Source organism: Burkholderia paludis, from assembly GCF_000732615.1.
GTDB classification, from domain to species: domain Bacteria; phylum Pseudomonadota; class Gammaproteobacteria; order Burkholderiales; family Burkholderiaceae; genus Burkholderia; species Burkholderia paludis.
Genome location: NZ_JPGL01000013.1, coordinates 88,793 through 103,151 on the forward strand (window position 1 = coordinate 88,793; position 14,359 = coordinate 103,151).

Consider the following 14,359-nt stretch of genomic DNA (forward strand, 5'->3'; position numbering starts at 1 on the left):
TTCGGCGTCCTGTTCCGCTGCCCGACGGAGATTCCCGCATGACGCTTCCCGCCCTGTTGCGCCGCGCCGCCGCCGGCGCCCTCGTGCTGGCCTGCACGGCCGCGCAGGCCGACCTGAAGGTCGGCGTCGACCTGTCGTCGACCGGCCCGGCCGCCGCGATCGGCATCACGAGCAAGAACGCGATCCTGATGTGGCCGAAGACGATCGCGGGGCAGCCCGTCCAGGTGACGGTGCTCGACGACGCCTCCGACCCGGGCACCGCGGTGCGCAACATCCGCAAGCTGGTCGACGAGGATCACGTCGACGTCGTGGTCGGGCCGAACATCACGCCGGCCGCGCTCGCGGCGCTCGACGCGATCGCCGCCGGGCAGACGCCGATGGTCACGCTGGTCGGCTCCGGCGCGATCGTCGAGCCGCAGGAAGGCGCGCGGACCTGGGCGTTCAAGATGGCGCAGAGCGACCGCGCGATGGCCGACGTGATGACGCGCTACATGGCGAACCATGGCGTGAAGACGGTCGGCTTCATCGGCTTCGCGGACAGCTACGGCGACAGCTGGCTGAACGAGTTCACGCGCTTCGCCGAGCTGCGCAAGATCCGCGTCGTCGCGACCGAGCGCTTCAACCGCACCGACGCGAGCGTGACCGGCCAGGCGCTGAAGCTGATCGCGGCGAAGCCCGACGCGATCCTGATCGCGGGGTCGGGCACGCCGGCCGTGCTGCCGCAACGCACGTTGATCGAGCGCGGCTACAAGGGCCCGATCTACCAGACCCACGGCATCGCGACGCCCGAATTCATCAAGCTCGGCGGCAAGGATGTCGACGGGACGCTGTTCCCGACCCAGCCGGTGGTCGTCGCGCGCACGCTGCCGGCCGGGCATCCGGCCCGTCAGGCCGCGCTCGCGTTCGTCGACGCGTACGAAGCGAAATACGGCGCCGGCACCGTCACGCAGTTCGCGGGCGACGCGGCAGGCGTCTATCCGCGTCTCGCCGATGCGGTCGGCCGCGCGCTGAAGACCGCGCAGCCCGGCACCCCCGCATTCCGCGCGGCGCTGCGGCGCGAGCTGGAGCGCGCGCACGAACTCGTCGTGCCGAACGGCGTCGTCAACACGAGCGACAAGGATCATGTGGGGCTCGATCAGCGGGCGAGCGTGATGGGAATCGTCAAGCAGGGCCGGTTCGTCTACCTGAGCCAGTGACGAGCGTGCCGGATGTCGTGCAGCTTGCCCGGCATCCGGATTTCCGCCATAATCCGCCTTTCGCCGCGCACGGCCTCACGCGTGGCCACGATCAAGCCCAGGTGGTGAAATTGGTAGACGCAGGGGACTCAAAATCCCCCGCCGCAAGGCGTGCCGGTTCGATTCCGGCCCTGGGCACCAGTATTTAGCAGCGTCTCACGATGCCGCAGACGAAACCCGCGCAAGCTCGCCGCTTCGCGGGTTTTTTGTTTTTGCCGAGCACGCCGCAACGCGTGCCCCTGCGCGACGGCCCGGCCATCCAGAGGACGCGCGGCACGAAGGCACGCAATATCGGTGCGCCCGATACCGTCTCCGCCCTCCCCCGGCATGCGCGTCATGGCGCGCTTGCTCATCGCGGACGGAAACGACGTGCCGAGCGCCCGAATCCGCTCCCGGACGCCATCCCGTATCGTCCCGAACGAAAGGCCCCAACCGGCCATCGTCCACCTCCCCTGCGCACGCCATCGACACCCGCGCGAAATCGTGTAACGCAGGCCGAGCAGCGCACCCCGCGTCGCCGACCGTCACCGGCCGACAGCATCAGCCGTGCCCGCAGAACCCGACGATCGCATCGGCGACCGCCGCCGGCGCCTCGCGCTGCGGAAAATGGCCGACACCATCCAGCACGGCGCGCGCATAGCGGCCCGAGAAGAACCGCTCGCGCCCGGCGGACGTATCCGCGGCATTGCAGGTATCCACGGCGCCGTGCAGCACGAGCGTCGGCACCGACAGCACGGGTGCGGGCGTCAGCCGCGCCTCGTCCTCCGCGTACGCGGCCCCGCCGTCGACGAATCCCCAGCGATAACGGTACGAATGCAGCACCACGTCGATCCAGTCAGGCCCGTCGAACGCCGCGGCAGCCGCGTCGAAGTCGCGCTCGTCGTACCAGCCGGCAGGCGACCACGTGTCCCACATCAGGCGCGCGAATGCGCGACGATCGTCGCGCAGCGCGCGCTCGCCGCGCGCCGTCGCCATGAACCAGTGATACCAGTAGTTGCGCGCCTGCGGCAGCGACAGCGGCTGCGCCGGATCGTTCGTGCCGTAACCCACCGACAGCATCACCAGATGCGACGCCGCGGCGTTGTCCAGTCCGCACGCGTTCGCGACCGCACGCGCGCCCCAGTCGTGCCCGACCAGCACCGGCCGCGCGATGCCGAGTGCGTCGTTGAATTCGAGCAAGTCACGGCCCAGCGCCGCGAGCCGGCCGCTGCGCGGCGTGGCGGGATCGCGAAAGCGCGTCGGCGCAAAGCCGCGCAGCGCGGGCGCGAGCACGCGGTAGCCGCGCGCCGCGAGCGCCGACGCCACGGCTTCCCAGCCGACCGGGCTGTCCGGCCAGCCGTGCAGCAGCACGGCCACGCGCTCGCCGCGCGGGTTCCATTCGAGATAGGCGATATCGAGCGACGCGGTCGTCGCATACGCATAGGCAGTCATCGTGCACTCCGTTGGTCAAACTGAGCGCACGATGGTAGGTCGGTCTTTCAACACGATTCACGGAGTATCATCACTCATTCTTCGAGTATTGCGTTGAATTGACCGATGGAACCGTTGACCGATCCCGCGTCGAGCTCGCTCGACATCACGCTGCTGCGCACCTTCCTGGAAGTCGTCGACAGCCGCGGCTTCGCGCCGGCCGCGGAACGCCTCGCGCTGACGCCGTCCGCCGTCAGCGGCCACATCAAGCGGCTCGAACAGGCGGCCGGCACCGTGCTGCTCGCGCGCACGACGCGCCGCATCGCGCTCACGCCGGCCGGCGACACGCTGTACGCGTACGCCCGCAACATCGTCGACATGGAGCGCGAAGTGCGCGCGCGGCTGCGCGGCGCGCCGGCGCACGGACGGCTGCGGGTCGGCGCATCGGAGGATTTCGCGGGGGCGTGGCTGCCGCACGTGCTGCGCACGTTCCGCGACCGCCATCCGCATACGTCGATCGAGCTGAAGGTCGGGATCACCGCGTCGCTGCTGCACGAACAGACGCTCGGCCGGCTCGATGTCGTGTTCGGCAAGCAGTGCCGGCAGGTCGACGCGCCCGGCGAACTGCTGTGGGAAGAACCGCTCGTATGGGCGTTCGCGTCGGATTGCCCGCTCGACGCCCGCGGCGAAGTGCCCCTCGCGCTGTTTCCTCAGCCGTGCGTCTATCGGGAAGCCGCCGTCGCGGCGCTCGCCGCCGCGCTGCGGCCGTTCCGCGTGCTGTTCGAGAGCGGCAGCATGGCCGGCTGCGTGTCGGCCGCGCTCGCGGGCTTCGCGGTCACCGCGCTGGCGCGCAGCCAGCTGCGCGACGGCCTGCGCGCATGCGGGGCGCCGGACGGGCTGCCCGCGCTGCCGGCCGCGCGCTTCTACGCATTCGCGGCGAAACCGGACGGCGTCGGTTCAGCCTTGATCGACGCAGTACGGGAGGCCGGGCGCGGCCGGCGGTTTGCAACGCAGCCCGGTTGAAAAAACGCGGCGGCGCCCGGCGCACCCGCCATCAGCTCCCCGAACCACTCGATGAATGCGTTGAGCCGACGCGACCGGTGGCGCCGGTGCGGATACACGACCGACACGTCCATCGGCGCGGCGCGATAGCCGGGCATCACGTCGACGAGCGCGCCGCTGTTGAGCAGGTGCGCGACGTCGAAGCGCGGGATCTGGATCAGCCCCATCCCGGCGATGCAGGCGGCAATATAGGTTTCGGCGTTGTTGACGATCACGCGGCTCGGCAGCGTCAGCGCGTGCCGCTGGCCGTCCGTGCAGTACTCCCAGTCGAGCTCGCGCCCCGTCGTCGGCGACGCATAGCCGATCGCCCAGTGCCCGCGCACAAGCGCATCCGGGTGCTCGGGCACGCCGCATTCGCGCAAGTAGTCGGGGCTCGCGCAGTTGATCAGCGTGAACTGTCCGAGCGGCCGCACGACGAGGCTGCTGTCCGCGAGCCGCCCGACGCGTATCGCGCAGTCCACGCCCTCCTGCACGAGGTCGATCGAACGGTCGGTCGAGCCGAGCGACAGTTGCAGCTTCGGGTAACGCTGAAACAGCGAAGGCAGCGCGGGCGCGACCACGCGGCGCGCGATCCGGCTCGGCACGTCGACGCTCAGCCGGCCGATCACGTCGCGCTCGCGGCGGCGGAACAACCGGTCGAGTTCGTCGGCCTCCGCGAGCAGACGCCGGCCGCGCTCGAGCAGCAGCGCGCCGTCGGCAGTCAGTTGCACCTGGCGCGTGGTGCGATGCAGGAGGCGCGTGCCGAGCCCCGTCTCGAGCTGCTGGACGGCCGCCGATACGGTGGCGCGCGGCACGTCGAGCGCATGCGCGGCCTTGATGAAGCTGCCCATTTCGGCAACCTGCAGGAAGATTCTGACCTGGTCCAGCTTGTCCATCGACGGGAAACGTAGGTTCGGACGATCGCCGCCGCCCGCCGTCGCGCACGGCGCGGCAAGGCCCGGCGGCACCGGGAGAGGGTGCGCGGCCCGATGGCGGCGCACCCGTCCATTGTCCACGCAAACGCGCCATTGCGGCGCGCCGCGCGCTCGCGCCGGTTGCCGGCGCGGCCCGCTGCACGGCGGGTTACTTGGTCGTGTAGCCGCCGTTGATCAGGATCGTCTGGCCCGTGATCCACCAGCCGTCGGTCACGAGATGGCGGATGAACGGCACGACGTCCTCGATGTCGGTCAGGCCAGTCTTGCTGAACGGCGACAGCGCGGCGGCCGTCTTGTGATACGCGACCGCATCGGCGCCTTCGGCCGGATAGAAGAACGGCGTGTCCATCGGGCCCGGCCCGACGGCCGTCACCGAGATCCCGCGCGCGCCGTATTCCTTCGACGCCGCGCGCGTGAAGTGTTCGACCGGCGCCTTCGACCCCTCGTACGCCGCATAGAACGGCGTAAATGCGCCGAGCAGCGACGTCACGAGCGTGACGAGCTTGCCGTGATCCTCGAGGTGCCGCCCGGCTTCCTTGATGAAGAAGAACGCCGACTTGCTGTTGACCGCGAACATCTCGTCGTATTCGGCCTCGCTGATCTCGGTGAACGGCTTCTTCAGCACCTTGCCGACCGTGTTGATCGCGATGTCGATCTTGCCGAAGTGCCGCTTCGCGTCGTCGAACAGCTTCTCGACCGCGGCGGCCGTCGTCAGGTCGGCCTGGAACGTGGCGGCTTGCGCGCCGGCCGCGCGCACCGCGGCGGCCGTCTCCTCGGCCTGCGCCTGCGACGCCGCGCTGTTGTAGTGAATCGCCACCGCTTTCGCGCCGTGGCTCGCCAGATCCCGGGCGATCAGCCCTCCAAGATTCTTTGCGCCGCCTGCGATCAGGACGACCTTGTCTGCGAGCGTATGATTTGCCACGGGTAACTCCTTTTTCGGTGAACGAAGCTAGCAGTGTAGGCACGCGCAAGACGCCGGTCAGCCGGTCGCGGCTGGATGGATTATCCATAAAAACCGGCCAATCGGAGTCGCGTACCGTGCGCTGCCGTACCGACAAGCGCCCCGGATTCCACGCACGACCGCGCTATTGCCGGCCGGCTTCGCGCGCGTGCCGCGCCGCGTCGATCTTGCCGAGCAGCCACTGCATGCCGGCCAGATGCTGCTGGTCGTGGCTGCACAGGTAATGGACGAGCCCGCGCACGGTCAGCGCCCCGTAGCCGTCGAACTCGCCGGTGCGAGCCAGCTGTTCGGGCGTCAGGCGCGACACGAGGTCCAGCGTCTCGCGCCGCGCTTCTCGAATGGCCGCAAGCACGTCGGACGAATCGGCATCGTCATAGCGACGCTCGATCGCGAGCGCATCGCCGTCGACCGACACGAGCAGCGGCCGGTCTTCGTCGAGCATGCGGCGCAGCCGCACGTGGTAGCCGTCGATTTCGATATCGCGCACGTGGCAGAGCTGCCCGAGCGGCGAGAAATGTTCGCTCGGAATCCCGGCCCAGTCGTCGGGCGTCCAGCGCGCATAGCCGTCGGGCACGGCGGCGAAATGGGCTTCGAGCAGCCGGGGGAAATCGGCGAGTGCGGCGAGCGTCGTCGGGTTCATGCGGATTCCCCTGTCGGATGCGGGCGGCGGCCCTGGCACGGCCCTGCCGCCGCTGCGTTACTTCACGTTGAAACCGTACGAACCCTGCGTGCGGTGCCCGTCGGCCGCGACGGCCACCCATTTCACCGTATAGGCGCCCGTGCCGACCGCGGTGAGCGGTATCGTCATCCGCTTGCGGTTCGACGCGTCGATGCGCGCCTTGCCGTCCGACACCGTCTTGCCTGCGTTGTCGACGACGACGATCGAGCTGAACGCCGGCTCCAGCGGCTCGGTGAAATCGATCGTGACGGCGGCCGGTGCGGCTGCCACCGCAGCACCTGCCGCCGGGTCGCTCGTCGCGAGATGCGCATGCGCGAACGCAGCCGACGAAACGGTCGCGGCAAGGATGGCGGCGGCCGCCTGGCGGCCGAACGGGAACGAAGCGATGAGCATGGGCTTTCCGTGAAAAATGAACGGGCGCCGCGCACCGCGCGGCGTTACGGCAGCTTACCAGCGCAAATGCGTTCATGCCGGCCGCGGCGCGGCGCCGCTTGATAGAATGCGCGCGCTATGGATCTCGAAAGCATTCTCTACACCCAGGGTTTCGGCTCGCGCCGCCAGTGCCGCGGCCTGATCGAAGCGGGCCGCGTGGCCGTCGCGGGCGCCTGCGCCACCGATCCCGACGCCGCGTTCGACACCGAAGGCCTCGTGTTCTCGGTCGACGATACGGCGTGGCCGTTCCACGCGCAGGCATACCTCGCGCTCAACAAGCCGGCCGGCTACGAGTGTTCGCGCGATCCGCAACACCACGCCAGCGTGTTCAGCCTGCTGCCCGCGCCGTTCGTCGCGCGCGGCGTGCAGTGCGTCGGCCGGCTCGACCAGGACACGACGGGCCTGCTGCTGCTCTCCGACGACGGCCAGTTCGTGCACGCGTACACGTCGCCGAAGCGCAAGGTGCCGAAGACCTACGTGGCGACCGTACGCCATCCGCTCGACGATACGCAGTTGCAGGCGCTGCGCGCCGGCGTGCAGCTGCACGGCGAGCCGAAGCCGATCGCCGCGGTCGCCGCAGACGCGCGCGGCCCGCATGCGCTCGCGCTGACCGTCCTCGAAGGCAAGTATCACCAGGTCAAACGCATGGTCGCGGCGGCGAGCAACCGCGTCGAGCTGCTGCACCGCGAAAGCATCGGCGGCTTCGCGCTGCCGGACGACCTCGCACCCGGTGCGTGGCGCTGGCTCGATGCCGCCGACCTTTCAGCGCTGCGCAATCCCGTCAAAACCCTGTAAGGGAAAATCCGCACGACCGTTCGGTGTCCGGCCGCGTCCCGGCCGCATGATCCCCCGCTATACTGAAATCACAAGCTGTACGAGCAGCGATGCGGGGGAGACATCATGAACATCAACCACACCTGGGAACTGTCATACGTGATGATCGCGTTCGCGGTCATCGGCGTCGTCGGGATCGGCGGCCTGCTGGCCGCGATGCACCTGAGGCACAGATATCATCCGAACCTGATCGGCGCGCTGATCGGGGCGCTGCTGTGCTTCCTGCTGATCGAGGCGTTACCGGCGCTCACCTGACGCGCTGCCCGGCGCGAGCGTTTGAAGGAAATCGTCTACGGTCGGATACCGCAACGTCACGCACAATTCGGCCTTGAGCCGTGCGTTGGACAGTCGCCTCGATTCGCGCATGAACGACAGCAGCGTCGGTTCCAGTTGGCGTTCGGCGTCCGCGCGGCTCACGCGCGGCGGCTTCGGCAGGCCGAGCACCTGCGCGACCCGGTCGAAATACTCCCCCATCCGCAGTTCGGTGTCGTCCGACGCGTGCACGGCCCGCGCGGGCTTGCCGCGCTCGGCCGCGCGGCGCAGTATCGCCGCGAGATCGTCCGCGTGGATGTGGTTCGTATAGACATCGTCGGCCGGCTCGAGCGCCGGCGTGCCGCGCTCGAGCCGTGCGACCGGCAGACGGTTCGCCGCGTAGATGCCGGGGATCCGCACGATGCGTGCGGACAGCACGCCGCGCACCGTCGCCGCGCGCAGTTGCCGCTCGGCCGACACGCGCCGGAACGCGCGCGGATTCGCGGGACGCAGCGGGTGCGTCTCGTCGATGCACGCGCCGCCGCAGTCGCCGTACACGCCCGTCGTGCTGGCGTATACGAGCCTCGGCGCGCGAGGGCCGTCGGGTACAATACGCGCTGCCCGAACGGGCGCGCCGGCCCGCCGGGCAGCGGTGCGCAGCGTCCGGAGCCGGCCGACCGCCGGTGCTGCGGGCGCCGGTGGCCGCCGTGCAGGCACGGTCGTTGCGGCGATCAGCGCACGCGTGCGCCTGTCGTCGCGTCCGTCGGACTGCGGCGGCGCGAGGTGCAGGATCGTGCGGGCCAGCCCCGCGAGGCGGCCAAGCGTCGCCCGGCGATCGAGGTCGCCGACGATCGGCGTCGCGCCCGCGGCGCGCAGCGCGTCGCGGCGGGCCGGGTGGCTCGTCAGCGCGAAGATCCGCAGGTTGCGGCGCGTCTCGCGCCATTGCGCGACGCAACGCATGCCGACGTCGCCGCAGCCGACGATCAGTGCGCGCGGCCGGCGCAGGATTCGTGTCGCGATCATATTGGTTGCGAAGAAATCAGTAGCCATCGTTGCGCGGCGCGCAACGGGTTTGCATTGTAGCTGCCGTGCTCCAAATGCACGGTCCCCACATTTTGTTCTAGTTTGGTTCTATGGCATTCAACGTCACTCTCAAGCAAAGCGGCCGGCAATTCCAGGTCGAGTCGGACGAAACCGTGCTGGCGGCCGCGCTGCGCCAGAACGTCCATCTGCCGTACGGTTGCAAGAACGGCGCGTGCGGCTCCTGCAAGGGCCAGATCGTGTCGGGACAGATCGAACAGGGCCCGCACGCCGCGTCGGCGCTGTCCAACGACGAACGGACGCGCGGCCTCGCGCTGCTGTGCTGCTCGAAGGCGCAGTGCGATCTCGAGATCGACGTGCGCGAGATCGCCGGCGTCGACGGCGTGCAGGTCAAGAAGCTGCCGTGCCGGATCGCCGCACTCGAGCGCAAGGCCGACGACGTGATGGTCGTGAAGCTGCAGTTGCCCGCCAACGAACGCCTGCAGTACCTCGCGGGCCAGTATGTCGAGTTCATCCTGAAGGACGGTTCGCGCCGCAGCTACTCGATGGCGAACGCGCCGCACGAGGAAGGCCCGATCGAGCTGCACATCCGCCACATGCCGGGCGGCAAGTTCACCGACCACGTGTTCGGCGCCATGAAGGAGCGTGACATCCTGCGCTTCGAGGGCCCGCTCGGCACGTTCTTCCTGCGCGAGGATTCCGACAAGCCGATCGTGCTGCTCGCATCGGGCACGGGCTTCGCGCCGATCAAGGCGATCATCGAGCACGTGAAGCATACGGGCATCACGCGCCCGATGACGCTCTACTGGGGCGCCCGCCGCAAGAAGGACATCTACCTCGGCGAACTCGCCGAGCAGTGGGCGCGCGAGATCCCGAACTTCAAGTACGTGCCGGTGCTCTCGGAGCCGGACGCCGCCGATCAGTGGACGGGCCGCACGGGCTTCGTGCATCGCGCGGTGATCGACGACCTGCCCGACCTGTCGGGTCACCAGGTGTACGCATGCGGCGCGCCGGTGATGGTCGAGTCCGCCCAGCGCGACTTCACGCAGCACCACGCGCTGCCAGCCGACGAGTTCTACGCGGACTCGTTCACGAGCGCCGCCGATCTCGCGCATCCGGTCTGACGCCCGCGCGCCCGCGTCCCGCGCCGCGATGTCACATCCGTGGCATCGCGGCGGTTTACAGTGGGGCGCGGGATGCCTTATGCTTGCGCACATGAACCGCTTCCTGTCCGCTCTCCGACGTCGCCGCTCGCCGCTCCGCCCGGATGCCGCAGGCTCGTCACGGACTCGCGCGTAACCCCCACCGCTTCACCGGTTACGCACAAGCTGTTCGAACCCACCAGCCACGGCCTTCCGTGGCTTTTTTATTGCCCGTTTCCCTTTCAACGTCCGCTGGAGTCTGCTGCCATGCCCCTGAACGATTATCCGATCGACTCGCTGATGTACATCACGAACCGCCCCGACATCGTGTTTACGCACGGCAAGGGTTCGTGGCTCTACGATCACACCGGCAAGCGCTATCTGGACTTCATCCAGGGCTGGGCCGTCAACAGCCTCGGCCACTGCAACGATGGCATCGTCGAGGCGCTGAAGACGCAGGCGGACAAGCTGCTGAACCCGTCGCCGGCGTTCTACAACGAGCCGATGGCGAAGCTCGCGGGCCTGCTCACGCAGCACAGCGTGTTCGACAAGGTGTTCTTCACGAACAGCGGCGCCGAGGCTAACGAAGGCGCGATCAAGCTCGCACGCAAGTGGGGGCGCAAGTTCAGGAACGGCGCGTACGAGATCATCACGTTCGACCACAGCTTCCACGGCCGTACGCTCGCGACGATGTCGGCCAGCGGCAAGCCGGGCTGGGACACGATCTACGCCCCGCAGGTGCCGGGCTTCCCGAAGGCCGAGCTGAACGACATCAACTCGGTCGAGCGGCTGATCACCGACAAGACCGTCGCCGTGATGCTCGAACCGATCCAGGGCGAAGGCGGCGTGATTCCGGCGACGCGTGAATTCATGCAGGCGCTGCGCGCGCTGACGAAACAGCACAACCTGCTGCTGATCGTCGACGAGGTGCAAAGCGGCTGCGGCCGCGCGGGCACGCTGTTCGCCTACGAACTGTCGGGCATCGAGCCGGACATCATGACGCTCGCGAAGGGCATCGGCGGCGGCGTGCCGCTCGGCGCGCTGCTGTCGAAGGCCGACGTCGCGGTGTTCGAGGCCGGCGACCAGGGCGGCACGTACAACGGCAACCCGCTGATGACGGCGGCCGGCCATGCGGTGATCTCGCAGCTCGTCGCACCGGGCTTCCTCGAAGGCGTGCGCGAACGCAGCGAATACCTGAAGCGCAGGCTGCTCGAGCTGTCGGAGGAGCGCGGCTTCGAGGGCGAACGCGGCGAAGGCCTGCTGCGCGCGCTGCTGCTCGGCAAGGACATCGGCCCGCAGATCGTCGAGAAGGCGCGCGACATGCAGCCGGACGGCCTGCTGCTGAACGCCGCGCGGCCGAACCTGCTGCGCTTCATGCCCGCCCTGAACGTGACGACCGAGGAAATCGACCAGATGATGGCGATGCTGCGGTCGATCCTCGACACGCTCTAAGGAGACCGCCGCGATGGACGCCGCCGCAACCGACGCAATCGCCATCCGCCCGTTCGAACGCGCCGACACCGACGCCGTGCTCGCGGTATGGCGCGACGCGTTCCCGCAGTACGACGAAGACGGCGCGCCGCCGCACCGCGACCCGCTGCGATCGATCGCGCTGAAGCTCGCGACGCAGCCGGAGCTGTTCTTCGTCGCGACGAGCGGCACGCGCGTCGTCGGTACGCTGATGGCGGGTTTCGACGGACATCGCGGCTGGCTCTACTCGTTCGGCGTCGCGAACGACGCGCGGCGGCTCGGTGTCGGCCGCGCGCTGATCGCGCATGCGGAACGCGCGCTCGCCGCACGCGGCTGCCTGAAGATCAACCTTCAGGTGCTGCCCGGCAACGACGATGCGTGCCGCTTCTATGCGGCCCTCGGCTATCGCGTCGAGGAGCGCATCTCGTTCGGCAAGACGCTGCCGGCTGCGTAATACCGCCGCCGGCCCGACTCAGCGCGTGATCGGCCCCGCGCCCGGCAGCGGATTGCCGAGCGCGTCGGTCGGCACGGCCTGCTGCTCGAACGCCGCGAAATACGCGGCCCATTGCGTGTCGTTCACGCGCACGATCAGCGCGCCGTCCTGCCAGACGTCGTTGTGGTCGTTGTGGTCGTCGCCCTCGCGGTGCAGATAGTTCGAGCCGGTCGAGCCCTGGTTCATGTGCGTGTCGTGGATCCCGTTGCCTTCCGCATACGAGCGGCCGAACACGACGACGTCGAGCCCCTGCGACTGCGCGGCGTTCACGAGCCGCAGCAGCGACGGGATCGGCTCCGGGTTTTCGGTGCCGTCCATCACCTCACTCGCGCGCCACGCGCCCGTTTCGCTCAGGATGTCGCTGCGCAGGTAGTCGAGCGCGGGCAATGCCGCCTGCCCCGTCAGGTCCGTATAGCCTTCGGCCGCATCCGCGAGCGTCTGCGTGATCGGGTGGTGGAAATCGTAGACGAGCTTGTAGTTCAGCAGGTCGTCCGCGTCGCTGGTGCCGACGTTGATCGCGACGTCCCAGTCGCCGCCGGGCAGCGCCAGCGTCAGGTGGATGTGATACTGGATCTCGTTGCCGTGCGGCGAGCCCTTCAGCTTCGCCACCGATGTCACCTTCGCCTTCACGAAACCATAGTCGAGACTCATGCGTGCGCTCCGTATTTCGCCGGGCCTTCGATGCTACGCGGCCCGTGTGTCGATTTGCCGGCAACCCGCTGCCGGCGGCCGGCGGCCGGCGGCCGGCATCGAACGGCCGCCGCGGGCCCGGCGCAACAGTCGCATGGAGTCGCTTCCGCACGGACAAGTTCGCCGCGAATCGCCGGAAGACGAAAAAAAAGGCTGTCACGGCATTCCGTGACAGCCTTTCGAAAGCCCGCGTGCGACGCGCCCGGCACTCGCCGTCGCGCGCTACCGGGCCCGCTCATTCACTCGCTCATTCACCCAGATACGCGGCACGCACCTTCGGATCGTCGAGCATCTGCTTCGCGTCGCCTTCCATCGTGACCGTGCCCGAATCCATCACGTAGCCGCGGTCGGCCGCCTGCAGCGCAAGCCGTGCGTTCTGTTCGACGAGCAGCACCGTGATGCCCTCCTTCGAGATTTCACGCACCACCTCGAAGATCTTCTCGACCATGATCGGCGACAGGCCCATCGACGGTTCGTCGAGCAGCAGCAGCTTCGGCTTCGAGAGGATCGCGCGCGACATCGCCAGCATCTGCTGCTCGCCGCCCGACAGCGTGCCCGCGAGCTGCGTCGCACGCTCCTTCAGGCGCGGGAAGAAGCCGAACATGCGGTCGACGTCCTTCTTGATCTGGTCGTTGTCGTTGCGCAGATACGCGCCCATCTGCATGTTCTCGATGATCGACATCCGCGCGAAGATCCCGCGGCCTTCCGGCACCATCGCGAGGCCGCGCTTGAGCAACTCGTGCGACGGCACGCCCTTGATCGACTTGCCGTCGTACTCGATGTCGCCCGCCGAATACGCCTTCAGACCCGTGATCGCCTTCATCGTCGTGGTCTTGCCCGCGCCGTTCGCGCCGATCAGCGTCACGAGCTCGCCCTGACGGACTTCCATGTCAACGCCCTTGACGGCCTGGATGCCGCCGTAGTTGACCTGCAAGCCCTTGATTTTCAACATTGCCGCTGCCATCAGTGCACCCCTGCGCCGAGATATGCCTCAATCACCTTCGGATTCTTCTGCACGTCCTGCGGCAGACCCTCGGCGATCACCTTGCCGTAATCGAGCACCGTCATCCGGTTGCACAGCCCCATCACGAGCTTCACGTCGTGCTCGATCAGGAGAATCGTGCGGCCGTCCGAACGGATCTTGTCGAGCAGGCGCGTGAGTTCGACCTTCTCGGTCGCGTTCATCCCGGCCGCCGGCTCGTCGAGCGCGAGCAGCTTCGGATCGGTCGCCAGCGCGCGTGCGATTTCCAGCCGGCGCTGGTGGCCGTACGACAGGTTGCGCGACGTGTAGTCGGCGTACTGCAGCACGCCGACGTAGTCGAGCAGCTCGATCGCGCGTTCCTTGATCTCGCGCTCTTCCTGGCGTTCGGCCGGCGTCTGGAACACCGCGCCGAGCAGCCCGTGCTTGGTGCGCACGTGGCGGCCCACCATCACGTTCTCGAGCGCGGTCATCCCGCCGAACAGGCGGATGTTCTGGAACGTGCGCGCGATGCCGGCCTTGGCCACCTGGTGCACGGCCGTCGGCGTGTAGTTCTGGCCGTCCAGCTTGAAGTCGCCCGAATCCGGCGTGTAGAGGCCCGTGATCACGTTGAAGAACGTGGTCTTGCCGGCGCCGTTCGGGCCGATCAGGCCGTAGATCTCGCCTTCCTTGATCTGCAGGCCGACGTCGGACAGTGCCTGCAGGCCGCCGAAGCGTTTGTTCACGCCCTGCACGGACAGTCGGATTTGCTTGTCGCTCATGTGT

General features: G+C 68.5%; 16 protein-coding genes and 1 tRNA gene. 8 read left to right on the forward strand and 9 right to left on the reverse strand.

Annotated features, from left to right (window positions below; translation table 11 throughout):
* The first annotated feature begins 38 nt into the window (after nt 1-38).
* A complete protein-coding gene (locus tag GQ56_RS0109650) occupies nt 39-1,196 on the forward strand; it encodes an ABC transporter substrate-binding protein (RefSeq protein WP_031398464.1) in 1,158 nt (385 codons plus the stop codon).
* A gap of 95 nt (nt 1,197-1,291) precedes the next feature.
* Nucleotides 1,292-1,376 (forward strand) — tRNA-Leu (locus GQ56_RS0109660).
* 399 nt (nt 1,377-1,775) lie between these two features.
* On the opposite strand, the gene GQ56_RS0109665 is transcribed toward GQ56_RS0109660, so the two are convergent.
* Complete coding sequence (locus tag GQ56_RS0109665) at nt 1,776-2,666, reverse strand: alpha/beta fold hydrolase (RefSeq protein ID WP_031398465.1); 891 nt, start codon at nt 2,664-2,666, stop codon at nt 1,776-1,778.
* Nucleotides 2,667-2,771: 105 nt separating this feature from the next.
* Between GQ56_RS0109665 and GQ56_RS0109670 the strand changes: the two genes are divergently transcribed.
* Nucleotides 2,772-3,668, forward strand: coding sequence for a LysR family transcriptional regulator (locus GQ56_RS0109670; protein ID WP_031398466.1), 897 nt, complete (start codon nt 2,772-2,774; stop codon nt 3,666-3,668).
* Here the strand turns inward: GQ56_RS0109670 and GQ56_RS0109675 are convergent.
* The 4 genes from GQ56_RS0109675 to copC all read right to left on the reverse strand — a co-directional run bounded on the left by GQ56_RS0109675 (nt 3,569) and on the right by copC (nt 6,654).
* Nucleotides 3,569-4,582 (reverse strand): LysR family transcriptional regulator, encoded by a 1,014-nt coding sequence (locus GQ56_RS0109675; RefSeq protein ID WP_235212674.1) that lies wholly within the window; start codon nt 4,580-4,582, stop codon nt 3,569-3,571. The genes GQ56_RS0109670 and GQ56_RS0109675 overlap by 100 nt on opposite strands.
* 187 nt (nt 4,583-4,769) lie before the next feature.
* Nucleotides 4,770-5,543 (reverse strand): SDR family oxidoreductase, encoded by a 774-nt coding sequence (locus tag GQ56_RS0109680; protein WP_031398468.1) that lies wholly within the window; start codon nt 5,541-5,543, stop codon nt 4,770-4,772.
* Between the two features lie 163 nt (nt 5,544-5,706).
* Nucleotides 5,707-6,222 carry a DinB family protein gene (locus GQ56_RS0109685; RefSeq protein ID WP_031398469.1) on the reverse strand — a complete coding sequence of 172 codons (516 nt, stop codon included), beginning with the start codon at nt 6,220-6,222 and terminating at the stop codon, nt 5,707-5,709.
* Between the two features lie 57 nt (nt 6,223-6,279).
* Nucleotides 6,280-6,654 carry a copper homeostasis periplasmic binding protein CopC gene (copC, locus tag GQ56_RS0109690; protein ID WP_031398470.1) on the reverse strand — a complete coding sequence of 125 codons (375 nt, stop codon included), beginning with the start codon at nt 6,652-6,654 and terminating at the stop codon, nt 6,280-6,282.
* A gap of 117 nt (nt 6,655-6,771) precedes the next feature.
* On the opposite strand from copC, the gene GQ56_RS0109695 reads away from it, so the two are divergent.
* A complete protein-coding gene (locus GQ56_RS0109695) occupies nt 6,772-7,488 on the forward strand; it encodes a pseudouridine synthase (RefSeq protein ID WP_031398471.1) in 717 nt (238 codons plus the stop codon).
* Between the two features lie 105 nt (nt 7,489-7,593).
* Nucleotides 7,594-7,782 carry a hypothetical protein gene (locus tag GQ56_RS0109700; RefSeq protein WP_031398472.1) on the forward strand — a complete coding sequence of 63 codons (189 nt, stop codon included), beginning with the start codon at nt 7,594-7,596 and terminating at the stop codon, nt 7,780-7,782.
* On the opposite strand, the gene GQ56_RS0109705 is transcribed toward GQ56_RS0109700, so the two are convergent.
* Nucleotides 7,765-8,802 carry an NAD-dependent epimerase/dehydratase family protein gene (locus GQ56_RS0109705; protein WP_031398473.1) on the reverse strand — a complete coding sequence of 346 codons (1,038 nt, stop codon included), beginning with the start codon at nt 8,800-8,802 and terminating at the stop codon, nt 7,765-7,767. The two genes, GQ56_RS0109700 and GQ56_RS0109705, sit on opposite strands and share 18 nt — an antisense overlap.
* Nucleotides 8,803-8,912: 110 nt before the next feature.
* Here GQ56_RS0109705 and GQ56_RS0109710 point away from each other — a divergent pair, with 110 nt between their 5' ends.
* The 3 genes from GQ56_RS0109710 to GQ56_RS0109720 all read left to right on the forward strand — a co-directional run bounded on the left by GQ56_RS0109710 (nt 8,913) and on the right by GQ56_RS0109720 (nt 11,886).
* Nucleotides 8,913-9,944 carry a CDP-6-deoxy-delta-3,4-glucoseen reductase gene (locus GQ56_RS0109710; protein ID WP_031398474.1) on the forward strand — a complete coding sequence of 344 codons (1,032 nt, stop codon included), beginning with the start codon at nt 8,913-8,915 and terminating at the stop codon, nt 9,942-9,944.
* Between the two features lie 285 nt (nt 9,945-10,229).
* Nucleotides 10,230-11,414 carry an acetylornithine transaminase gene (locus GQ56_RS0109715; RefSeq protein WP_031398475.1) on the forward strand — a complete coding sequence of 395 codons (1,185 nt, stop codon included), beginning with the start codon at nt 10,230-10,232 and terminating at the stop codon, nt 11,412-11,414.
* A 13-nt stretch (nt 11,415-11,427) separates the two neighbouring features.
* Entirely contained in the window at nt 11,428-11,886 is a 459-nt protein-coding gene (locus GQ56_RS0109720; RefSeq protein ID WP_031398476.1) for a GNAT family acetyltransferase, read from the forward strand.
* Nucleotides 11,887-11,904: 18 nt separating this feature from the next.
* Here the strand turns inward: GQ56_RS0109720 and GQ56_RS0109725 are convergent, their stop codons facing one another.
* The 3 genes from GQ56_RS0109725 to GQ56_RS0109735 all read right to left on the reverse strand — a co-directional run bounded on the left by GQ56_RS0109725 (nt 11,905) and on the right by GQ56_RS0109735 (nt 14,355).
* Nucleotides 11,905-12,576, reverse strand: a complete 672-nt coding sequence (locus GQ56_RS0109725; RefSeq protein WP_031398477.1) for a DUF2278 family protein — start codon at nt 12,574-12,576, stop codon at nt 11,905-11,907.
* A gap of 286 nt (nt 12,577-12,862) precedes the next feature.
* Entirely contained in the window at nt 12,863-13,579 is a 717-nt protein-coding gene (locus tag GQ56_RS0109730; RefSeq protein WP_031398478.1) for an ABC transporter ATP-binding protein, read from the reverse strand.
* The gene (locus tag GQ56_RS0109735; protein WP_031398479.1) at nt 13,579-14,355 is read right to left on the reverse strand and encodes an ABC transporter ATP-binding protein; all 777 of its coding nucleotides are present in this window, start codon (nt 14,353-14,355) and stop codon (nt 13,579-13,581) included. The genes GQ56_RS0109730 and GQ56_RS0109735 overlap by 1 nt, the downstream gene beginning before the upstream one ends.
* Nucleotides 14,356-14,359: the final 4 nt, after the last annotated feature.